The 21059-nt window shown below is 60.3% G+C and carries 18 protein-coding genes and 1 tRNA gene; 9 read left to right on the top strand and 10 right to left on the bottom strand.

Annotation, left to right across the window (positions count from 1 at the left end):
• Positions 1-30 precede the first annotated feature (30 nt).
• The gene (locus tag ACSQ8V_RS05710) at positions 31-1041 is read right to left on the bottom strand and encodes a beta-propeller fold lactonase family protein (RefSeq protein ID WP_436205139.1); all 1011 of its coding nucleotides are present in this window, start codon (positions 1039-1041) and stop codon (positions 31-33) included.
• A gap of 502 nt (positions 1042-1543) precedes the next feature.
• Between ACSQ8V_RS05710 and ACSQ8V_RS05705 the strand changes: the two genes are divergently transcribed.
• Both ACSQ8V_RS05705 and ACSQ8V_RS05700 read left to right on the top strand, forming a co-directional pair.
• Positions 1544-4618 (top strand): YadA-like family protein, encoded by a 3075-nt coding sequence (locus ACSQ8V_RS05705; RefSeq protein ID WP_436205138.1) that lies wholly within the window; start codon positions 1544-1546, stop codon positions 4616-4618.
• An 87-nt stretch (positions 4619-4705) separates the two neighbouring features.
• A complete protein-coding gene (locus ACSQ8V_RS05700; RefSeq protein WP_436205137.1) occupies positions 4706-5257 on the top strand; it encodes an outer membrane protein assembly factor BamE in 552 nt (183 codons plus the stop codon).
• 102 nt (positions 5258-5359) lie between these two features.
• On the opposite strand, the gene hrpA is transcribed toward ACSQ8V_RS05700, so the two are convergent.
• Entirely contained in the window at positions 5360-9622 is a 4263-nt protein-coding gene (gene hrpA / locus ACSQ8V_RS05695; protein WP_436205136.1) for an ATP-dependent RNA helicase HrpA, read from the bottom strand.
• A gap of 673 nt (positions 9623-10295) precedes the next feature.
• On the opposite strand from hrpA, the gene ACSQ8V_RS05690 reads away from it, so the two are divergent.
• The 4 genes from ACSQ8V_RS05690 (at position 10296) to proP (ending at position 14570) form a co-directional block, all read left to right on the top strand.
• On the top strand, positions 10296-10475 hold the full coding sequence (locus tag ACSQ8V_RS05690) for a hypothetical protein (protein WP_436205135.1): 180 nt from the start codon (positions 10296-10298) through the stop codon (positions 10473-10475).
• A gap of 273 nt (positions 10476-10748) precedes the next feature.
• Positions 10749-12119 carry an amino-acid N-acetyltransferase gene (gene argA / locus ACSQ8V_RS05685; RefSeq protein WP_213763381.1) on the top strand — a complete coding sequence of 457 codons (1371 nt, stop codon included), beginning with the start codon at positions 10749-10751 and terminating at the stop codon, positions 12117-12119.
• Positions 12120-12220: 101 nt separating this feature from the next.
• Complete coding sequence (locus tag ACSQ8V_RS05680) at positions 12221-12496, top strand: oxidative damage protection protein (RefSeq protein ID WP_165088370.1); 276 nt, start codon at positions 12221-12223, stop codon at positions 12494-12496.
• Between the two features lie 607 nt (positions 12497-13103).
• Positions 13104-14570: a glycine betaine/L-proline transporter ProP gene (proP, locus tag ACSQ8V_RS05675; protein WP_436205134.1), complete on the top strand. Its 1467-nt coding sequence runs from the start codon at positions 13104-13106 to the stop codon at positions 14568-14570.
• Positions 14571-14708: 138 nt separating this feature from the next.
• Here the strand turns inward: proP and ACSQ8V_RS05670 are convergent, their stop codons facing one another.
• From ACSQ8V_RS05670 to ACSQ8V_RS05660, 3 genes are all read right to left on the bottom strand, one after another.
• Positions 14709-15173: a metallophosphoesterase family protein gene (locus ACSQ8V_RS05670; RefSeq protein WP_436205133.1), complete on the bottom strand. Its 465-nt coding sequence runs from the start codon at positions 15171-15173 to the stop codon at positions 14709-14711.
• 74 nt (positions 15174-15247) lie between these two features.
• Positions 15248-15829, bottom strand: coding sequence for a TMEM175 family protein (locus ACSQ8V_RS05665; protein WP_436205132.1), 582 nt, complete (start codon positions 15827-15829; stop codon positions 15248-15250).
• Positions 15830-16006: 177 nt separating this feature from the next.
• A complete protein-coding gene (locus ACSQ8V_RS05660; protein ID WP_436181171.1) occupies positions 16007-16129 on the bottom strand; it encodes a hypothetical protein in 123 nt (40 codons plus the stop codon).
• A 256-nt stretch (positions 16130-16385) separates the two neighbouring features.
• Between ACSQ8V_RS05660 and ACSQ8V_RS05655 the strand changes: the two genes are divergently transcribed.
• From ACSQ8V_RS05655 to ACSQ8V_RS05645, 3 genes are all read left to right on the top strand, one after another.
• Positions 16386-16470, top strand: a tRNA-Leu gene (locus ACSQ8V_RS05655).
• 276 nt (positions 16471-16746) lie between these two features.
• Positions 16747-17118 carry a nuclear transport factor 2 family protein gene (locus ACSQ8V_RS05650; protein ID WP_213763389.1) on the top strand — a complete coding sequence of 124 codons (372 nt, stop codon included), beginning with the start codon at positions 16747-16749 and terminating at the stop codon, positions 17116-17118.
• Between the two features lie 180 nt (positions 17119-17298).
• On the top strand, positions 17299-18522 hold the full coding sequence (locus ACSQ8V_RS05645; protein WP_436205131.1) for an MFS transporter: 1224 nt from the start codon (positions 17299-17301) through the stop codon (positions 18520-18522).
• 68 nt (positions 18523-18590) lie between these two features.
• On the opposite strand, the gene ACSQ8V_RS05640 is transcribed toward ACSQ8V_RS05645, so the two are convergent.
• The 5 genes from ACSQ8V_RS05640 to ACSQ8V_RS05620 form a co-directional block, all read right to left on the bottom strand.
• Positions 18591-19016: a response regulator gene (locus tag ACSQ8V_RS05640; RefSeq protein ID WP_436205130.1), complete on the bottom strand. Its 426-nt coding sequence runs from the start codon at positions 19014-19016 to the stop codon at positions 18591-18593.
• A gap of 13 nt (positions 19017-19029) precedes the next feature.
• A complete protein-coding gene (locus ACSQ8V_RS05635) occupies positions 19030-19662 on the bottom strand; it encodes a response regulator (protein ID WP_213763395.1) in 633 nt (210 codons plus the stop codon).
• Positions 19663-19788: 126 nt separating this feature from the next.
• Entirely contained in the window at positions 19789-20382 is a 594-nt protein-coding gene (locus ACSQ8V_RS05630) for a ferritin-like domain-containing protein (protein ID WP_213763397.1), read from the bottom strand.
• Positions 20383-20546: 164 nt separating this feature from the next.
• A complete protein-coding gene (locus ACSQ8V_RS05625; RefSeq protein WP_074264073.1) occupies positions 20547-20708 on the bottom strand; it encodes a DUF1328 domain-containing protein in 162 nt (53 codons plus the stop codon).
• A 174-nt stretch (positions 20709-20882) separates the two neighbouring features.
• A complete protein-coding gene (locus ACSQ8V_RS05620) occupies positions 20883-21059 on the bottom strand; it encodes a DUF1328 domain-containing protein (RefSeq protein ID WP_031363849.1) in 177 nt (58 codons plus the stop codon).

The following is a 21059-nucleotide window of genomic DNA, read 5'->3' as shown; positions in this document are numbered from 1 at the left end:
TCAATCTAGTTGCTTCTTTGACCGCTGATTTCAACCGCCATTCGGACCGGTCACCGGGGCACGGTCGAAAAAATAGATGCCATGTGGCGAACGCCCCACCGCGATTGTCTGAATGAGCTTACGGTTTGTCAGGTCGATAACTCCGACCTTCTTCGCAAACCGGAATGTGACCCAAAGATAACGTTTATCGGCTGAAAGTTCCATATCGTCGGGGCCGGGCAACAAACCCGTGATGTCGCCGACATTCGTCAACGAGTCTTGATCGATGATGCTGATCGTGCTCGCGACCCGATTCGACACCACGACATGCTTACCGTCCGCCAGCGAGCGGAAGTTGTGCGCGCCATTGCCCGTCTTGATCGTTTTAATGATTTTCTGGGTACGCCAGTCGACCACAGCCACATAGTCCGCGCCGGTCATGCCGACCAGCAGATATTTGTCGTTCGGTGTCATCCAGAGGCCGGCAGGCACCGGGCCGACCTTCATCTTCCATTTCACGGTTTGCGTTGCCAGGTCAATTGCTGCTACTTCGCCGGATACCTGCAGCGATATCAACACCGTCTTGCTGTCGTTCGTGAACGCGATGTGGCTGGGCATGACCGCCAGCGGTATGCGCTTCGCGAGGGACATATTGGCGCCGTCGTACCGATAGATATCCAGCCTGTCGAGCCGCAAGCCGGTGGACACGAACCATTTCTTGTCAGGCGAAAAACCCATCTGATACGGGTCCTCGATGTTTTCAACCCAACGCTGCAGCTTGCCCGTCTTCGGGTCGACGAACATCAGATTGTTCGAGACCGAGTTTGCAACGATCAGCGAGGCGTTGTCCGGCGTCGCCATCAAGTGGTGCGGTTCCTTGCCGGTCGGGATGGTCGACACGACCTGATGCGTCGCTTCGTCGATAAGACTCAGTGTGGCCTCGCCGGAATTCAGCACGATTATGTTGTTGGCGTGAACCGGCACGGCGATAGAAAAAGCAGCGATCAATGCAGCAGCGGCAGCAGTCGCGCGGGAGAAACGAGTACGGAGAGAATTACGCATGAAAACTCAGGTCGAAAAACAGTCGCCATTGTAGAACGTTTGCGCCAAGCAGAGTGTTGATCCAGAACGGGTTTTTGGCACTTTTCGGCATTGACGCCGCAAATACTCCTGAAGTCGATCCGATACATTTCCAAGGCTGCGCCCTGCGCGGGATTCCACAGAAAGAAGGCGCATTGGGGCGAAAAATCCGCCACAAAAAATGACGATTTTTTAATTTATTTTGCAATCCAAACTATCTTTTCTTAATCGCACTCATTTTAGGAAAGATCGTGTATTTCGAAAACACGATAACCGCGATGATCCCGACCTTCTGAGTCCGAACGTAGCAATGCAGGAAGGCTGTCCGACGCCCGAGCGGGCCAGAACTTACGAGGCGGGAGATCCTCGTTCCAAGGAACCGTCGCGTCCAGATTCCTCCCTTTTCAGCAGGCAGGCACTCGCGCGATTAAATCCATCGATCAACCCGACATGTATTTGTCAAATTGTTAGACATCCTTCTTTCATGAATAGAATCTTTAAAGCAGTCTGGAACGAGTCATCAGGCACCTGGGTCGCGGCTTCCGAGACATCCAGATCGAAGACCAAGCGGTCTTCGGCACGCAAGCTTGCAATGGTGCAAGTGGCAATGATCAGCATTGGCGGCCTTGTTATGTCCTCTGGCGCCCATGCTGACGATTGGGCTGCGGCCGGAACGGGTACCAATGCCATCTACGTTGGGCCCAATGCCGCCGCGAGCGCCAATCGCGCTTCGGGCATCAATGCCGTCGCGATTGGCACCAACACAAACGCGACAGGCGAAAATACGGTCGCCACGGGCTTCTCCGCTTCCGCCAGCGGGATCGGGGCCAGTGCATACGGCTCCGGCGCAAATGCGTCCGGAACAGCATCCACAGCGTTGGGCGGAGGAAGTTGGGCGACTGGCGAGAGCAGTACCGCAGTAGGCGCATTGGCGGAAGCAGATGGCGCCAGATCCGCCGCATTTGGCACGGCATCTATCGCCACTGGAAACAGCGCAATGGCGCTGGGTGACACGGCATCGGCATCCGGCGCACAGTCGACCGGTATTGGCGCAAACGCTGTTGCGGCGGGTGACGGTTCGAATGCCATCGGCGCATCCTCGCAAGCGCAAGGAAGTAACGCCATTGCTTTCGGCACAAGTGCAAACGCACAGGCCACTGATTCTGTCGCTATTGGTACTGGTTCTGCCTCGGCCGCAGCCAGTGCGGTTGCGCTGGGTGCAAACGCGACGGCATCCGGAACCGCATCGAGTGCGTTCGGCATGTCAGCGACCGCTTCCGGTGCTAACGCCACTGCCGTTGGTTCGAACGCCCAAGCTACAAATACGAGTTCGACCGCGATCGGAAATTCAGCTACCGCTTCTGGCTTACAGTCGAATGCCATCGGCGTGTACGCAGAAGCGCGTGGGGCGAACGCCCTCGCGGCAGGTAGCTATGCTATTGCTGCCGGCGACAACTCAGTCGCTGTGGGTGCGGACTCCGCAGCGAAAGATCGGGCGACCGCTTTGGGTGTCAGTGCCACAGCAATCGACACCAGCGCGGTGGCCATTGGCGACACCTCCCTGTCAAACGCATCAATGGCGAGCGCCATTGGCCCATACGCCACAGCTTCGGCGGTCGGTGCGACGGCCGTGGGGTCGAACGCCACGGCTTCTGCCATCGGCGCGACGGCCGTGGGGTCGAACGCGCAGGCCAGCGGCTTAACCTCGTTTGCTGCGGGCTCCCATGCCAGCGCAACGGCTGAAAACGCAATCGCGATCGGTACGCAGGCTTTGACCGGAATCGATCCGGCGTCACTCGTGGCCAACCCAGGCGCAAATCCCGCAAGCGACGCCATCGCGATCGGTACAAGCGCGAACGCCGCAAATGTAGATACCGTAGCGCTCGGACGTAAGGCAACAGCCACGGGTGTAGCAGCGGTCGCCGTCGGAACGTTAGCCGGCGCCTATCAGGACGGCGCCACTGCCGTGGGTAACAACGCCACCGCCCAGGGCGTCAATACAACAGCCGTTGGCCAGTATTCAACGGCAGCAGGAGCGAACTCAGTCGCCGCCGGCGCAGGGACGTTTGCGTCAGATAACGCAGTGGCAGTCGGCTATCAGGCCAACGCGATCGAAAAGCAAGCCATCGCGGTAGGCGTCAATTCAACGGCGTCCGGACTCGCCGCCACAGCCATTGGCGACACCGCACAGGCTTCCGGAGTCGACTCCATCGCGGTGGGTCATAGCGCAGTCGCAGCGGGTACAAGCAGCATCGCCTTTGGCGCGCAAGCCAACGCTGCATTCGCAAACTCCATCGCTATCGGCAACAACGCGATCGCGAACAATGAGAATAGCGTGGCTCTCGGCGCGGGATCGGCAACGACCACCGGTGCACAGACCGGCTATACCGCTTACGGCCTGACGGCACCGCAAACATCAGCGGGCGAAGTGAACGTGGGTAACCGCACGATCAGCGGCGTTTCAGCCGGCGCGCTGGACACAGACGCGGTCAACGTTGAACAGTTGAAGGCGGTTAGCGACCAGGCCGCAGCAGCCGTTGCAACGGCAACCGCAGCCTCCGACGGCGCGGTCAAATACGACCGCAATGCCGACAGCTCGGTGAATCACGACAGCGTGACGCTCGAAGGCACTAGCGGAACGGTATTTCATAACGTCGCGGCTGGCGTGGATACAACCGACGCGGTGAACGTTGGTCAGCTTAACGATGCAATCGGTCAAGTCAACGCGTCGGTCGGCGATGCTGTCACCAATGCGGTGAATAGCGCAGTCACCAATGCGGTGAATAACGCCGTTATCGACGCCAACGATCCCTTGTTCAGCGCAGATGGCGATCGCGATACGGAGGCTGCATCCGCCACCGGCACGAAGGCGGTTGCGGTAGGCGCGCAGGCATTGGCGACGGGCGCCGGCTCGGTTGCAATGGGCAATGGCGCTCAGGCTACAGCCGACAACGCCATGGCAGTCGGCCAAAACGCACTGGCAAGCGGCGCGGGTTCGGTTGCCCTGGGCAACGGCGCCCAGGCTTCCGCCGACAGTTCCGTGGCGCTCGGCCAAAATTCGGCGGCGTCCGGCACCGGCGGTGTTGCCATGGGTAACGGCGCTCAAGCAACTGCGACCAATTCAGTCGCCCTCGGCCAGAACTCGGTCGCTGATCGCGCAGACACGGTGTCGGTTGGGGCAGCAGGCAGCGAACGTCAGATCACGAACGTCGCGCCCGGCACGCAAGGCACCGACGCGGTCAACGTGAACCAGTTGAACCAAAGCGCCGGCAGCACGTTGAAGCAAGCGAACGACTACACCGACTCCAAAACGGAAGGCGCGCGTCGCGACGCCTACGCCGGCACGGCGTCGGCACTCGCGGTCGCAGGTTTGCCGCAAGCGGTATTGCCAGGCCGCGGCATGGTGGCCTTGGGCGGCGGCACGTACGGCGGCCAATCGGCTGTTGCTATCGGCATTTCGCAACTTTCCGATAACGGCATCTGGGCCTACAAGGTAAGCGGCACGACGAGCACGCGCGGTCAGTTCGGCGTTTCAGTCGGCGCCGGCATGCACTGGTAAGCCAGCGCAGTCACAGAGGTAGTGTCGCGGGCAAGCTGCAAAAGCCCGCGACATCGAGTTAATGAAAACAACGGATCCGATCAAGAGATGAACTTCACCTTCCGCAAACCATCGCGTGCACTTCCTTTCGCCGCCTCGCTCGTCGTGGCGCTTTTGTTGTCGGGCTGCGGTACGGGTAGCAAGCTTTCCAGCGACGGCAGCCAGGACCAACTGGTATTTCCGACAGCCGACTCGGCATCGACCCTCGGCGGCAGCTACCCGTTGACCGAAGCCCTGCGCAAGCTCAAGCCCGGTATGAACAAAAACCAGATTGCAGCACTTCTGGGCCGTCCGCAATTCCAGGAAGGATTTTTCGGCGTCCGCGAATGGGATTATGTTTTGAACGTCACGAACGACGCTGGTGCGCCGCAAATGGTGTGTCAGTTGAAAGCGGTGTTCACGTCACGTGACGAAGCGCGCAATTTCTATCGCAAGTGTGGTGATAGCGTAGAGACGTTGGCCGATGGTAAATGGCAGAAGTATGTGATGACGCCTGTCAGCACGCAGGCTAGCGGTGAGGTAAGCACTGAGTCCAGCGTTCTGACAGCTGCGCCCCTGAGTCTCGAAGTCATCCAGTCTTCGGGCGAAACGACGAAGTAGTCGTTGTAGAACGTGTAAAGCGCGAGCCGGCTATCCGCCGAGTCTCGCGCTTTTTTACGTGCGGCCCTTACGTGCGTCTCTTATGTGCGTCCCCTACGTGCGTTATCGTTGCATCGATTCCCACACTTTGTACAAGCGCTTGACCGAAATCGGCATGGGCGTTCGAAGTTCTTGCGCAAATAACGACACGCGCAACTCTTCCAGCAACCATCTGTATTCACTCAATCGCGCATCCGCCACACCGCCGCGTTGAGCAATCGCCCGCTGATAGTTTTGCAGCAACGGCGCAATCTCCGCCGACAACCGCGCGTCCCGCACTGCATCCGCTTTCAACTTGTCGATACGCAACCCTATCGCGTTCAGATAACGCGGGAAGTGGGACAACTGCGTGTAAGGCGTATCGATAATAAAACGCTTGCCGATCAGCGTGCTAAGTTGCGCGACCATGTCCGAGTATGGCGCGCCGAACGATTTAGCCTGCGTCAGTTTCTTGGAGATCGTCGCGTATTCCGCCAGGATCTGCCCGGCCAACCGCGCGATTTCCTGTGCCAGCAACGTCAACCGGCTCTTGCCCTGATCTCGCCGCGCGTAGAAATCCACGTCGTTATCGGGAAGCGGATCTTGCAGGCATGCACGATCCAATGCCGTTTCAATAATCTGGCCTGCCAATTCCTCCTGCGTCCCCAGCGCCATGTAATGCAACGACATCTCGCGCAATCCACCAAGATTGCGTTCGAGATACCGGATCGGCTCGCGCAACTGCAGCGCAAAGAGTCGCCGCAAACCGGCCCGATGAATCCGCGCCGCTTCTTCCGGTGAATCGAAGACCTCAACGTCGCAATGCGTTCCCCGATCGACAAGCGCCGGATAACCGAAGAGCGTCTGACCGCGCCGGCGAATTTCAAGCAACTCGGGCAGCTTGCCAAAATCCCAGGTAGTCAGGTTTTCATACAACGCGGTACTCGACGAATCGGATGCGGAAGCCGTTCGGGTGACAGGCGCTGCCGTGTCGTTGCTACCATCCAACGTCGCGCCCGCTGCCAGCTTCTGGAAATGCTGCTGCGCCTGGCCACCCAGTTCCGATCGCAGTTGGGCAAGGTTTCGGCCCATGGCAAGTTGGCGACCGTGTTCGTCGATGACCTTGAAGTTCATGAACAAATGGGCGGGCAGCGACTCGAGCTTGAAGTCCGAGGGTTTCATCGCGATCTGCGTTTGTTCGCGAATATCCGCGATCAAGGCTTCGAGCAAACCGCCCGCGCCGAATGTCTTGCCACTGTGGCGCTCGACCACGCCGGCTGAAAACTCCGGCAAGGGCACAAGGTGACGCCGCAACTTTTGCGGTAACGACTTCAGCAGCAATTGCACTTTTTCCTTGAGCATGCCGCGAACAAGCCACTCGGAACGGCGGGCATCGACTTGATTCAGTCCGAACAGCGGCACGGTGAGCGTCACGCCATCGCGGGCAGAACCCGGTTCGAAGTGATACGTCAGCGTCATTTCGATGCCGGCCATCGTCATCCGCTTCGGAAACAAGTCGGTCGTGACACCGGCAGCTTCGTGGCGCATCAGGTCGTCGCGCGAGAGGAACAGCAGACGTGACGACGCGCCATTCTTCTTCTCTTCATCCCGATACCAGCGCTCGAAAGCCGCGCCGGAGTACATGCCCTTCGGCACAAGCGAATCGTAGAAACCGAAGATCAATTCGTCGTCGACGAGCACATCCTGCCGGCGCGACTTGTGCTCCAACTGTTCGATATCCGCCAGCAGCTTGCGGTTGTGCGCGAAAAACGGCAGCTTGGTCTCGAACTCGCCGTCCACGAGCGCGCCGCGAATAAACAATTCACGCGCCCGCTCCGGGTCCTGTTTGCCAAAACTCACGCGCCGACGTGCGTAGACGGTAAGGCCATGCAGCGTTGCGCGTTCGAACGCTGCAACTTGCGCGGCTTTCTTTTCCCAATGCGGTTCGGAAATCGATTTACGCAGCAAATGCGCGCCGACTTGCTCAAGCCATTCGGGCTCGATTTTCGCGATACATCGCGCGTAGAGCCGGCTCGTTTCCACGAGTTCGCCTGCTACAACCCAGCGCCCCGCCTTCTTCAGCAACGCTGAACCAGGCCACAGATAAAACTTGATACCGCGCGCGCCAAGGTAATACGGCTCGTCGTCGGCCTTCAGGCCCACGTTGCCAAGCAAACCCGTCAGCAAAGCGAGATGAATCTGCTCGAACGTCGCCTCGGATTCGTTCAGACGCCAGCCGTGTTCGCGCACGACGGTCAGCAATTGCGAATGCACATCGCGCCATTCACGCAGACGCACGTGATTCAAAAAGTTCGCGCGGCACGCATCGGTAAGCTGCTTGTTCGACTTCTTGTGCGCGATCGCATCCTCGAACCACGCCCAGATTTTCGTCCACTGCAGGAATTCGGAACGCTCATCGGCGAATTTCTTGTGCGCCAGATCCGCTTGTTCCTGCGCTTCGATCGGCCTGTCGCGCGGATCCTGAACCGACAACGCGCTCGCGATGATCAACACTTCGCGCAACGACTGATGGTCACGCGCGGCAAGAATCATCCGGCCGACGCGCGGATCGAGCGGCAAACGCGCCAGTTCGCGGCCGAGCGGCGTGAGCGCGTTGTCGTCATCGACTGCGCCAAGTTCGTTCAGCAGTTGATAACCATCGGCGATTGCACGGCCCGGCGGCGGTTCGAGAAACGGAAACGTTTCGATGGCCGTCAGATGCAGCGATTTCATCCGCAAGATCACCGCGGCAAGCGATGAGCGCAGGATTTCCGGATCGGTGAACCGCACGCGAAGGTTGTAATCGTCTTCTTCGTAGAGACGAATGCACACGCCGTCCGCGACCCGCCCGCACCGCCCCGCGCGCTGGTTCGCCGAACTCTGCGAAATCGGTTCGATCTGCAACTGCTCGACCTTGTTCCGATACGAATAGCGCTTCACGCGGGCAAGCCCGGTATCGACAACGTAGCGAATCCCCGGCACCGTCAACGAAGTTTCCGCGACGTTCGTCGCCAGCACGATCCGGCGCGTGTTCGACGTGCGGAATACGCGCTCCTGCTCGGCGGCGGAAAGGCGCGCGAATAATGGCAGGATTTCCGTGTGCGGCGGATGGTGCTTGCGCAACGCTTCGGCGGCGTCGCGAATTTCGCGCTCACCGGGGAGAAAAACGAGGACATCGCCGGGGCCTTCGCGGCAGAGTTCATCGACAGCATCAACGATCGCTTCCATGAGGTCGCGATCATTTTCACGTTGAGTCTTTGGCCGATCCGGACGGTCTTTCGGCTGCGTGCCCGGCGTCGGACCTTGTGCCGACTTCACCGCCGCGCTCTCCTCCTCCACCGGTCGATATCGCACCTCAACCGGATACAGCCGCCCGCTCACCTCGATCACCGGCGCGGGTTTTTCGTCACTGCCGAAATGACGGGCGAAGCGGTCGGCATCGATCGTCGCCGATGTCACGATCACCTTCAGATCCGGCCGGCGCGGCAGGATTTCGCGCAGATAACCGAGCAGGAAATCGATGTTCAGGCTGCGTTCGTGCGCCTCGTCGATGATGATCGTGTCGTACGCGGCGAGCAGCGGATCGGTCTGCGTCTCGGCGAGCAGAATACCGTCCGTCATCAGTTTCACCGATGCACCGGGCGACAGGTTGTCCGTGAACCGAACCTTGTAGCCAACCACTTCGCCGAACGGCGTGCCGAGTTCTTCAGCGATCCGCCGTCCCGTCGCCGATGCCGCGATTCGCCGCGGTTGGGTATGGCCGATCAGCCCCGTGCCGCCTGCGCCGAGGCCGCGTCCGAGTGCAAGGCAGATTTTGGGTAGTTGCGTTGTTTTTCCGGAGCCCGTTTCGCCGCTGACAATCACCACCTGGTTCGCCTGGATCGCGGCGGCAATTTCGTCACGCCGGGCGGATACCGGTAGCGTTTCGGGGAAACGGATCGGCGGGATGGGGTTCGGTTCGACTACGCGGCGCGGACGCGGGGTATCGCGATGCTGAGGGCGTGGGTTGGGACGTGATGAGTCAGGTTGCGGACGAACGGCTCGCCCGAGCGCGTCATCAGGTTGATGTCGAGCGGCGGGTTGCGCGGCGTCATGCTGCGAACGAGCGACGGGGCGTGCGGCGGCAGATGGCGAACGAACCACCGGTTGTGCAGCGCCGCTTTCTGACCGGGCGCCCTGTTGCGCGTTTTCCGATGTGCGTCCGTCGTTCTGCTGCCGAGCGTTGTTCGCGCCCGGCTCCGCACGGCTCCGCGTTTGTGCATCCGATCGGCGGGGTTGTATGGCCGGGCGCTGCGGCGCGCCCTCTGCCGCTGTGCGCTCAGGCCCATGTGCCCGCTGTTTATCCACCGGCAGTCCGGACGATGCCCCCCTGTCCGATCTCGCCCCAGACGACATCGACGGGCCGCCTGTATTCCCGCGCGTCTTGCCTGGTTTCTGATCACGTTGCCTGTTCGCCTCGCGCCCCTCGGAACTGACCGGTGGTTGCACGGTATCGGTGCGTTCAACGATGCGCGATTCCTGCGTACGTCGAATATTTGAGTCTTGCGCAGACGACTCGGTTGCGACGCGTTGTTGTACCGACGCATCGGCTGGCTGGCTAACGTGAGCTTTCCGCGAATCGCGTTCCGGGCGCGTATCGGAAGCTGACCGCTCGCTCTGGTTTTTTGTCGAACCGCTGGCTGCTGCGGTTTGCGCTTTCGTTTCAGGTTCGCGTCGCGGCGGCATGACAGTGGCTTGCTTGCCTGGCTGCCCTGGCCCAACTCGGGAAACGCGCTCGCTGCGCGGCACGTTAGAAACGCCCGTTGACGCGACGCTGGCGCCGCCGCTTCCAGCGCTCCGATTTCCCGGACTATTAGCGGACACGCGTTCGTCACGCGGCGTTATTGGCGTCGAGGGTGTTTTCGGCGCTTCGGTTCGTTTTATCGCCGGGGCGCGTTCCTCGCTGCCGACGCGCACACTTGCGCTTTCACGACGCCGCTCAGACTCTGCAACGGGAGCCTGCGAACCAGGGACGCTCACCTTGCCTGACGACAAAGACAACGAAGCTAGCGCGGACAGCGACGACAGTGAAACCGCGCCGCCGCGCTCATCCTTTCGCGGCGAACCTTGTCGCGAAGACGAGGAAGACAAAGAAGAAGCAGTACCGGACGAACCCTTCGATTCATCGCGCGAAGCAGAAGAAACTCCCGCCCCTTTCTGAACGCTTTTTTTCGATCCCTGTTGACCAACGGCGGAGCCGCCCGTCGAACCCGCTCCCGACACCCCGGCAAATCGCCGCGCAGCCGCGTCCTTCTTGCTATTCGCGGCGGTCCCGGTACCGCCTCCGGCGTCATCTTCGCCATCGCTTTCGCGCGCCGCTGCATCGCGCAGCAGCGCTTCACGCAGCTTTTTCAACTGCTCCTGGGGGTCAAGCTTGTCCGCATCGGCGGGACGTTTGGAAACATTCGGCATAGCACGGCATTATAATCCCGGCATGAATTCTCAAACCGACCTCCCCGCCGCGCCTCCGCCGGTTACGACCGAGCCCGAAGCGCCTGATCAACACGGCCAGTTCGTGGAATGGATGCGCTCCGTCGCGCCCTATATTCACGCGTTCCGAAACAAGACCTTCGTGGTCGCGTTCGGCGGCGAACTGGTGCAGGAAGGACGTCTGAACGCACTCGTTCAGGACGTCGGCCTGTTACACGCCATGGGCATTCACGTCGTGCTCGTGCACGGTTCGCGGCCCCAGGTGGAAGAACAATTGAACCTGCACGGCGTGGAGTCGGAGTTTTCACACGGCTTACGGATCACCGACGCCCGCGCGCTCGAATCCGCGAAAGAAGCCGCTGGGGAAGTGCGCCTGGATATCGAAGCGGCAATCAGCCAGGGCTTGCCGAACACGCCGATGGCGCATGCGCACATCAGCGTGGTATCGGGCAATTTTGTGACAGCGCGGCCGGTCGGCATTCTCGACGGCGTCGATTTTCAGCACACGGGCGTGGTCCGGAAGATCGACGGCGATTCCATTCGCCACTCGCTCACCAGCAGCAAGCTCGTGCTGCTCTCCCCGCTCGGTTTTTCGCCGACGGGCGAAGCGTTTAATTTGTCGATGGAAGATGTGGCGTCGGCAGCAGCTATCGCGTTGCGCGCCGACAAGATCATTTTCCTCACCGAAACCCCCGGTCTCGTCGATGAAAACGGCGAACTCGTGCGCGAAATGTCGTTGGACGACGCGTACCGGCTGCACGAAAGCGGTGAGTTGCAAGGTGACGCCGCGTTCTATTTGAAGCACACCATTCGCGCTTGCCGCGGCGGCGTGGCGCGGGCGCACATCATCCCCTACGCGCTCGACGGCAGCATCCTGCTCGAGCTGTTCCTGCATGACGGCGTGGGCACGATGATCTCGTACGAGAATCTCGAAAGCCTGCGAGAAGCCACGCCGGATGACGTCGGCGGGATCCTGACGCTGATCGAACCGCTGGAAATGGACGGCACGCTCGTACGGCGCGGCCGGCATCAGATTGAACGCGATATCGACCATTTCTCGGTGATCGAGCACGATGGCGTGCTGTTCGGCTGCGTGGCGCTGTATCCGTACACGCAGGAACGCATCGGTGAAATGGCCTGCCTGACGGTCTCGCCCGAAGCGCAAGGTTCCGGCGATGGCGAACGCTTGTTGAAGCGCGTCGAGCAACGTGCGCGCGCTCGTGGCCTCACGCATATTTTCGTGCTGACCACGCGCACCGAGCACTGGTTTCTCAAACGCGGCTTCGTCAAGGTGACGGTCGACGATCTTCCCGAGGACCGCCGCCGGCTGTACAACTGGCAACGTAAATCGCTTGTGTTGATGAAGCAGCTCTAATTTATTTCGAGTTATTTCGAGGCGTGTTCGTCCGGTTGCAAGCGCACCCATGCGCCGCCCGACGCGAAGCGCCCAGCTACCCCGCTACAGGAGAAATACAGATGGCCCGAACGATTCAATGCGCGAAACTCGGCAAGGAAGCCGAAGGACTCGACTTCCCACCCCTGCCGGGAGAACTCGGCAAGCGGATCTATGAAACGATTTCGAAGGAAGCATGGCAAGGCTGGCTCAAGCAGCAAACCATGCTGATCAACGAAAACCGCCTGAACATGGCAGATCCGCGCGCACGCCAGTACCTGCTGAAGCAGACGGAAAAGTACTTTTTCGGTGAAGGCGCCGACACCGCCCAAGGCTACGTGCCGCCGACGCAAAGCTGATCAGGCAAGTCCTTTTCTGGCGATAAAAAGCCGGTCTTTCGAGGCCGGCTTTTTCTTTTTAGAGACTCGCGCAAGCAGCCCTTTCAGAAGGCCAGTTTGCGGATCGTCTTGCATCGTGCTATCATCTCCTTCTTTCCAACTGCAATTCAAAGTCAATTTCTTAGCAATGACGCGCCTGAAGCATTCATTCAAGCGCTAATTCGAGATATCGGTGAGTGGTTGTGGAGGCTTCCTCGGGTCTGGATTTGCCCGTGGACACGCTGTTCTCAAGCCTTCCCAATCCGTGACACGGCAAGCAACTGAACACCAGCGCACCAAGCGCCTCCGTTGCTCAATTTAGCTGTGTCCAGCCATCTATCCCCGTAGTACCCGTGCACGCAAACCCGTGCTACCTACAAAGTGCCATTTCGCGACATCGGCGCGAGGCATCGGCATTGTCCATCGCACCGTCAGCGCATCGCTTATGCGTTCAGCGGGCGCGCAGCCGCTTTCAGTGCACGCACTGAAACTCGCCTCGTCGCGAAACTGCACTTTCCTGGCAACGTGCGCTTAGGCGCACGCCGAACCGCCCCACGGGCGGATCGGCAACAACCTGGAGCTTCTCTTCATGGCAATACCGAACGACAGCCGCGGGCGACAACCCCAACCCCAAAAAGACCTGTCGTTTGACGACATCACCATCGTCGATAAATCGCTGCTCAAGCGCGCAGTCGGCGCGATGGCGATCGGCAATGCAATGGAATGGTTCGATTTCGGCGTCTACAGCTATATCGCGGTGACGCTCGGCAAAGTGTTCTTCCCGTCGGCCAATCCGGGGGCGCAACTGATCGCCACGTTCGGGACGTTCGCCGCGGCGTTTCTCGTGCGCCCGCTCGGCGGCATGGTGTTCGGGCCGTTGGGAGATCGCATTGGCCGAAAGCGCGTGCTCGCGATGACCATGATCATGATGGCGGTCGGCACGTTTTGTATCGGCTTGATTCCGGCGTATGGAAGCATCGGCATTTTTGCGCCGATCCTGCTGCTTGCCGCGCGTTTGGTTCAGGGCTTTTCCACGGGCGGAGAGTATGGCGGCGCGGCGACGTTTATCGCGGAATTCGCGACGGACAAGAAACGCGGGTTCATGGGCAGTTTTCTTGAGTTCGGTACGCTTGTGGGATACGTGCTCGGCGCGGGCTGCGTGGCGGTGCTGACGGCAACGATGCCCGAACAATCGCTGCTCTCCTGGGGATGGCGCATTCCGTTCCTGATTGCAGGACCAATGGGGCTAATCGGCTTGTATATCCGGCTGAAGCTTGAAGAAACGCCTGCCTTCCAGCGCGAAGCCGACAAGCGCGAAAGCGAAGCGCACAGCACGCCCAAAGAGCAATTCCGCGACATGTTGGTCAAGCAGTGGAAGCCGATGCTGCAATGCGTCGGGCTCGTGCTCATCTTCAACGTGACCGATTACATGGCGCTGTCTTATCTGCCGAGTTATCTGTCCGCGACGCTGAAATTCAATGAAACGCACGGGCTTTTCATTGTGCTGATCGTGATGGTGCTGATGATGCCGATGACGCTCGCCGCCGGCCATCTGTCGGACAAGGTCGGGCGCAAGCCGGTGATGCTGTTTGGATGCGTCGGGTTGCTGCTGTTGTCGATACCCGCGCTGACGCTGATCCGCATGGGCACCATGCTGCCGATTTTCAGCGGCATGCTGATTCTCGGCGTGTTGCTCTCGTGTTTCACCGGGGCCATGCCGTCCGCGTTACCCGCGCTCTTCCCGACCAAGATCCGCTACGGCGCGCTGGCGATCGGCTTCAACGTATCGGTTTCGCTGTTCGGCGGCACGACGCCGCTGGTCACCGCGTGGCTGGTTTCATCGACGGGAAATCTGATGATGCCGGCGTATTACCTGATGGGGGCATCGGTGATCGGAATCGTCTCGGTGCTCGCGCTGCATGAGACGGCCAGGCAACCGCTGAAGGGTTCGCCGCCGTGTGTGGGCTCGCGCTCGGAAGCGCATGCCGTGCTGCGCGGCGTGCGGCAAGCCGCTGAAATGGATGACCGGATGCCGGAAGCGACTGCACGCGCATAACCGTCATCAAGCTGATCGATGGGCGGTTGTTCGCCAGTCGTTCCGCTGTTAAACGAAGTTAAGCAAAGAGGCCATCCAGCTAACGTTGGATGGCCTCTTTGCCTGGTCGCTCAAGTGGGGCCGGCGCTGGCCTGCCATTCACTCAACCAGCCGCACGATTTCCACCTGCACCTCGCCCTTGTCGATCAACATGATGCCAAGCGTCACCGGCAATTTGAATCGACGCGGCCCGGCGCTTCCCGGATTGACGAACAGCGTCGCGCCGCGGCGTTCGATCAAAGGCTTGTGCGAATGGCCGGTGACGACCACGTCGATACCGTCAAGTTGCTTCGGAGCGTCCGCTATGTCGTGGACAAGATGAATCGCCGTACCGCCGATATCAAACGTCAGCGCTTCCGGCAAGTCGTCGATCCGCACGCCCGAGTCGTTATTGCCGCGGACCGCGGTGACGGGCGCGAGTTCGTTGAGCGTATCGAGAACAGCGGGATGGCAGATATCGCCGGCGTGAATGATGTGCTCGCAGCCGCGCAACGCATCGAGCGCCTCGGGGCGCACGAGATTGTGGGTATCGGAGATGATGCCGATGCGGATGACAGATGACATGGGCTTCGCTCGCAGGACTCTAAGCAACGAGCGTAGCACTGTTCATGCCGATGAAATCACCCTGCCGCAGGCCGTTACTCTTCCGTCAGCAGGACTTTCTCCACGCGCCGGTCGGGGACGAGCCATACGACCGCAACGATCGCGTATAAGGCCGCGGCAACCCACGGCTCCCAAAACGAGGCGGCAATCGCGACGAGATACAGCACCACCGAAATCTTCCCCTTGCGATCCGCACCGATTGCGCGCTCCAGCATGGAGTTGGCGCCGTGCAGGCTGATCAGCGCGCGCGTGAGGATGTACCACGCGAGCGCCGTCATGAAGAGATCGAAGCCGTAAAGCGCGGTGGGCCATGGCGCCAGGTGGTTCTCGCCCATCCAGTTGGTGGTGAACGGGAACAGCGACAGCCAGAACAGCACATGGAGGTTCGCCCACAGCACGCTGCCATTGACGCGCTTGGCTGCATGCATCAGGTGATGGTGGTTGTTCCAATAGATGCCGACATACACGAAGCTCAGCACGTAGGCGCAAAACACGGGACCCAGCGCGCTGAGTGACGCCAGATCGGCGCCGTGCGGCACCTTGAGTTCCAGCACCATGATCGTAATGATGATGGCGATCACGCCATCGCTGAATGCCTCAATCCGATTCGTGCCCATCCTCGTCCTTTCTCGTGCTTTTTCGTTTTTCGTCGTTTTAACGCTGGGGTTTACGGCCCCAACCCGCAGCAAATTATGCGCGAGCAACCTGGCGTTGTCGATTTAGCGCGAACGAGAGAAGAACGTCGTGGTGTATCGACGCAATGCAGTGCACCCAACCACCAGAATCTTCGGACATTATCGCGGAACGCAGGCGTGAAGCCATTGCAGCAGTTGCAACCCTGCTCCGGCTGCGAGAATGGCCAGCCCGAGTCCCAGACGCGTCCGTTCACGCCATGCGCCGATAGAAACGTCTTTCATACTCGCCTCCTGACATCGATGGGTCGACCGTTGATCCCGCCACTCAGCGACGGCGGATTTTCATGTACCTGAATACGCGAACCCGGCTTCGAATGGATGCAGGGCGGAGAGAATATTCTTGGGTTTCTATGCCGCGGAATACAGCGAAAGGTGCCGGGATGATGAATGCGCCCCCCCGCCAGGCGGGCAGACGTGGGACGCTGGCGCCTGTCTGGATTGGCCCGCCCGCCGTCCGATGGTAGAATCCCGTCCGCTTGGCGGGGTGATGAAATTGGTAAACATAGCGGACTTAAAATCCGCCGCCTAACGGCTTGCCGGTTCAAGTCCGGTCCCCGCTACCAGCGTCAGATTGCTTGAGCGCCCCTGAACGAATGGGATGTTTTTCTGCCGCGAGAAGATCAACGCGATGATCACTGTATATTCATACAGAAGCGGTTCAATACCGTTGCGCACGTTCCCGGATTTCATTTGGCTTGGGCTAAAAGGAAACGAGAGAAGCACCGATCGCGCATGGCAGACCCGGGCAGACCCGTTTTATCGATGCCGAAACCGCCAGTCATCCGGTCTTCGCTTAACCGACTGAAGTAGACTGCGCGTCCTACCTAGCGCGAGCCATCATGAAACATCGAACCTTTTATGCGGTGGCCGCTGCTGCCGTTCTTACCTGCACAGCAGGCTGCACGACTCCTTACCGCAACGGCCAGGAGTGCAAGGCCAGGATGGTCGAGACCTACCCGGCCTCGCAGCCCAGGTTGAGCTACGAAATACCCCGCGTCTCTTACCAGGGCACGCGTGTGGTGGTTGAAGGCAGCTACACCAAAAAGATTCCGCCGACGGGCATAACCCCCATCAAGACAACATCGGTGCAGGTACAGGCAGCCGTCGAATGCACGTTCGAAGACGACAAGCTCAAGACGTTCCAGTGGCTGACACCGGCGGATCTCGCTGAAAAATACCCGCTGAAACCGGGCGCCGAAGCCACGGAGTAAGGTTTTTCATCAAGGCCGGAAATGTGGGCAGGTCGATGAGGCAATGAACGTACAAACCTGCTCATGTAGCGGCTCAGTCACCGGCTAACGCCGGACATGGCGGCCGCGGCCAGCACCTCCCGGTCGTCTTTAGTATCATCGGCGGCTCGCTTCATGCGTTGAATCCTCGAGGCCTCGCCCATGTCCGCTGCCGCCACCGATTCAAATTCCCACGCCCCGAATCAGCCGCACCACCAGCCCCACCAGCACTACTCGCGGGCGACGCTGCTCGTCCTGGCGACGATCGCAGGCGTATCGGTCGCGAATATCTATACGAATCAGCCGCTGCTCGCGGCGTTTCGCGCGTCGTTCCCGGAAAGCGCGGGGATGATCGGCGCGGTGCCCGCCGTCACGCAACTCGGCTACGCGATCGGCATGTTATTGCTAGCGCCGCTCGGCGATCGCTTCGATCGCCGCCTGATCATCCTTCTGCAACTGGCCGCACTCGGCATCGCGCTCGTTGCGGCAACGGCCGCGCCCACGCTCGGCGTGCTGATCGCCGCGAGCCTGGCGCTCGGTATCGTGGCAACCATCGCGCAACAAGCCGTGCCGTTCGCCGCCGAACTCGCGCCTCCCGCGCAACGCGGTCACGCGGTCGGCACGGTGATGAGCGGCTTGCTGATCGGCATTCTCCTTGCGCGCACGGTCTCGGGTTTCGTCGCGGAGTATTTCGGCTGGCGAGCGGTGTATGGCGCCTCCGTCGTCGCGACCATCGGGCTCGCTATCCTCGTGGTCATGCGCCTGCCGCGGAGCAAGCCGACTTCCACGCTGCCGTACGGCCGGCTGCTCGTGTCGATGTGGCATCTCGTGGTCGAGTCGCCGGCGCTGCGCGAGGCATCGATGACTGGAGGCGCCCTGTTCGCGGCCTTCAGCATCTTCTGGTCGGTGCTCACGTTGTTGCTCGCGGGCGAGCCGTTCCATCTCGGCCCTCAGGCGGCCGGGCTGTTCGGCATTGTCGGTGCAGCGGGCGCACTGGCCGCGCCGCTCGCCGGCAAGTCGGCGGACAAGCGCGGGCCGCGCGCGGTGGTGTCGCTGTGCATCGTGCTCGTGGCTGTGTCGTTCGTGGTGTTCGCGCTGTCGGGACGCAGCCTCGTGGGGCTGGTGATCGGCGTGATCGTGCTCGATGTGGGCGTGCAAGCCGCGCAGATATCGAATCAATCGAGAATCTACGCGCTCAAGCCCGAGGCGCGCAGCCGCGTGAATACCGTGTACATGGTGGTCTATTTCATTGGTGGCGCCGTGGGGTCGGCTGTTGCATCGCTGGCATGGCATGCGTTCGGATGGGTCGGCGTGTGTATTGCGGGATTGGCGGCCACCGGGCTTGCCGGCCTGAGCCATTCGCGCAGCCGTTCAAAAAGCGCCTGAGCGGGAGGTCTGATCAAGGCAGGCATGACTCGCGCGCTTGATGGCGCTCAGTCCCCGCTTAATCCCCGCTAATCCCGCGCGCGGGCGTAATGATGCAGCGCGTCGAGAACGCGGTCGAATTCCAGGGATTTATCGAAGAAATGGCGCACGCCGTATTGCAGGCAGCGCTCGCGGTACGCCGGCAGTGCATGGTTGGTGAGCACGGCGGCGAAGGCCGAATCGGTCATTCCGGTGCGTTGCAGATACGCCAGCACCTCGACGCCGGAACCGTGCTTCAGTTGCAGATCAACAATCACGGCGTCGAATCCCTGCGCTTCCAGCAGACCGATCGCCGTCTCGGGCGTGTCCGCCCAAGCGGTGACGCGCAGCTCACCGGACGCATCGATCGCTTCCACCAGGCTGCGCCGGATCAACGGCGAGTCTTCGATCAACAGCACGCTCAGCGGCCGCTTGTGCGCGAGACCGGTTTTATCGACGCTCGTTTGTTGGCCCACGACGGGCACCCTCCTACTCGATCAAGCCATTCTTGATCGCGTAATACGTTAGATCGGCATTGTTCGCGAGCCGCATTTTTTCGAGAACGCGTGCGCGATATGTGCTGATCGTCTTCACCGATAAATGCAGCTCCTCCGCTATTTCGGTCGGAATCTGGCCGCCCGCAAGCTTGCAAAAAATCTGGAACTCCCGCTCGGACAAGGCCTCGTGCGGCCGCTCGGTGGCGGGTTTTTCGAGCTTGTCGGCGAGTGCGTCGGCAATGAACTCCGACAGGTAGCGGTGGCCCCGCGCCACCGTCCGAATGGCCCGCACGATTTCGTCGGGCGCCGCGTCCTTGTTGAGATACCCGTTGGCACCGGCGCGCAGCAGATTGATCGCGTACTGGCTTTCCGGATAACCCGACAGCATCAGCACGCCCTGCTCCGGGCGGATCTGCTTGATCACGCGTAACGTATCTATACCGTTCTTATCCGGCATCGCGATGTCCAGCAGCACGACGTCGAACGCGCTTTCGCGCACGAGCGCGATGGTTTCGTCACCGGTGGACGCTTCGGCGGCGACTTCCATGTCGGGTTCATCGGCGACGAATTGCCGGAATCCGCTCCGCACAATGGCGTGGTCGTCCGCTATCAACACTCGAATCATCTGCGCTGCCTGCAGCCGTTTTTATCGTGAATCATTGTACTGACGACGCGCGGCGGGAATCATCCCGCCGCGCGTCGTCCCGGGGCTTCTTCAGCATTCTTTTTACCGCTAAATGCGCGGTTCGGGTCAGCCGTCGAGGCCGTCGAGCAGATCGGCCATGTCGTCGGCGTGCTCTTCCTCGACCGCCAGGATCGTTTCGAAGATCCGGCGCGTGGTGACATCCTTTTCGCCAAGGTAGCGAACGATTTCACTATATGTATCGATCGCAATGCGTTCCGCGATCAGGTTCTCGCGAATCATGTCGATGAGATTGCTGCCTTCCTTGTACTCGGAATGCGAGCGTGACGCGAGGCTGTCGGGTGCGAAATTCGGCTCGCCGCCCAACTGGACGATGCGCTCGGCGATGGTGTCGGCATGTTCCTGCTCTTCGGTCGCGTGCTGCGCGAATTCCGACGCGACAGCTTCCGAATGGATGCCCTTCGCCATGAAATAGTGGCGTTTGTAGCGCAGCGTGCAGACGATCTCGGTTGCAAGTGAATCGTTCAGCAGCTTCAGCACGGCTTCCTTGTCTGCGCCATACGTCGACGTGACCGAGCCATCGTCCATGTGCTGGCGCGCGCTGGCGCGAATTTTTTCCATATCCAGTACGAATGGATCGGATTTCCGGCCGGGTTCCTTCGATTGTGCCGGGGCAGCTTTTACAGCAGACGATTTCGACATTGATGTGCTCCAGAAAGAGAATGGATCTTTTGTTCGGCGGTTGAACAGGTTCGACAGGTTCGTGACGGCAGCCTCGCCGGATATAGACCCGGACCACCGTCCTCGGTCACTCTTGCTCAGTCACTTTTGTTGTGGCTCGCATACCGCGTGCCTGCTCGCTAACATCACGTTCGAAACACGCCCAGCAGCAACGTAACAACGAAAACCACGAGAAAGATGTAGAACAGGATCTTCGCGATCTCCGCAGCCCCTGCTGCAATCCCCGTAAAGCCGAACACAGCCGCGATAATCGCGATGATGAAAAAAACAACCGCGTAATGGAGCATGGCAACCTTCCATCTCGTTGGGTTCTTATGGGCCTCGGATCGGGCATCGAATCCGGCTTTCAGGACGACTCGGATGGACGATCGCCATACAGCGTGAAGTCGGCCACCCGTCGAACAGGGTTCAGATAAAGCCGGTCGAAGCGTGCGAGATTCAAGTACCGATGGCTACAGCCGCTAATCGACTATTTTCTTCGTCACGATAAAACCGAGCACGAGGAATACCACGCACAAGATCAGGAACAGCACGAACAGGAACTTCGCGATGCTGGCCGCGCCCGCTGCCACGCCGGTGAAGCCCAGCAAGCCCGCGACGATGGCGACAATGGCGAAAAACAATGCCCACTTCAACAT

Source organism: Caballeronia sp. LjRoot31, assembly GCF_964253885.1.
Taxonomy (GTDB): domain Bacteria; phylum Pseudomonadota; class Gammaproteobacteria; order Burkholderiales; family Burkholderiaceae; genus Caballeronia.
The sequence above is the reverse complement of the archived record's forward strand: the minus strand, read 5'-3'. Positions and strand labels throughout refer to the sequence as shown.

Coding starts and splice junctions, on each gene's coding strand:
- ACSQ8V_RS05710 (WP_436205139.1), bottom strand. CDS start 1,041: ATGCGTAATTCTCTCCGTACTCGTTTCTCCCGCGCGACTGCTGCCGCT.
- ACSQ8V_RS05705 (WP_436205138.1), top strand. CDS start 1,544: ATGAATAGAATCTTTAAAGCAGTCTGGAACGAGTCATCAGGCACCTGG.
- ACSQ8V_RS05700 (WP_436205137.1), top strand. CDS start 4,706: ATGAACTTCACCTTCCGCAAACCATCGCGTGCACTTCCTTTCGCCGCC.
- argA (WP_213763381.1), top strand. CDS start 10,749: ATGAATTCTCAAACCGACCTCCCCGCCGCGCCTCCGCCGGTTACGACC.
- ACSQ8V_RS05680 (WP_165088370.1), top strand. CDS start 12,221: ATGGCCCGAACGATTCAATGCGCGAAACTCGGCAAGGAAGCCGAAGGA.
- proP (WP_436205134.1), top strand. CDS start 13,104: ATGGCAATACCGAACGACAGCCGCGGGCGACAACCCCAACCCCAAAAA.
- ACSQ8V_RS05670 (WP_436205133.1), bottom strand. CDS start 15,173: ATGTCATCTGTCATCCGCATCGGCATCATCTCCGATACCCACAATCTC.
- ACSQ8V_RS05665 (WP_436205132.1), bottom strand. CDS start 15,829: ATGGGCACGAATCGGATTGAGGCATTCAGCGATGGCGTGATCGCCATC.
- ACSQ8V_RS05660 (WP_436181171.1), bottom strand. CDS start 16,129: ATGAAAGACGTTTCTATCGGCGCATGGCGTGAACGGACGCGTCTGGGA.
- ACSQ8V_RS05650 (WP_213763389.1), top strand. CDS start 16,747: ATGAAACATCGAACCTTTTATGCGGTGGCCGCTGCTGCCGTTCTTACC.
- ACSQ8V_RS05645 (WP_436205131.1), top strand. CDS start 17,299: ATGTCCGCTGCCGCCACCGATTCAAATTCCCACGCCCCGAATCAGCCG.
- ACSQ8V_RS05635 (WP_213763395.1), bottom strand. CDS start 19,662: ATGATTCGAGTGTTGATAGCGGACGACCACGCCATTGTGCGGAGCGGA.
- ACSQ8V_RS05630 (WP_213763397.1), bottom strand. CDS start 20,382: ATGTCGAAATCGTCTGCTGTAAAAGCTGCCCCGGCACAATCGAAGGAA.
- ACSQ8V_RS05625 (WP_074264073.1), bottom strand. CDS start 20,708: ATGCTCCATTACGCGGTTGTTTTTTTCATCATCGCGATTATCGCGGCT.
- ACSQ8V_RS05620 (WP_031363849.1), bottom strand. CDS start 21,059: ATGTTGAAGTGGGCATTGTTTTTCGCCATTGTCGCCATCGTCGCGGGC.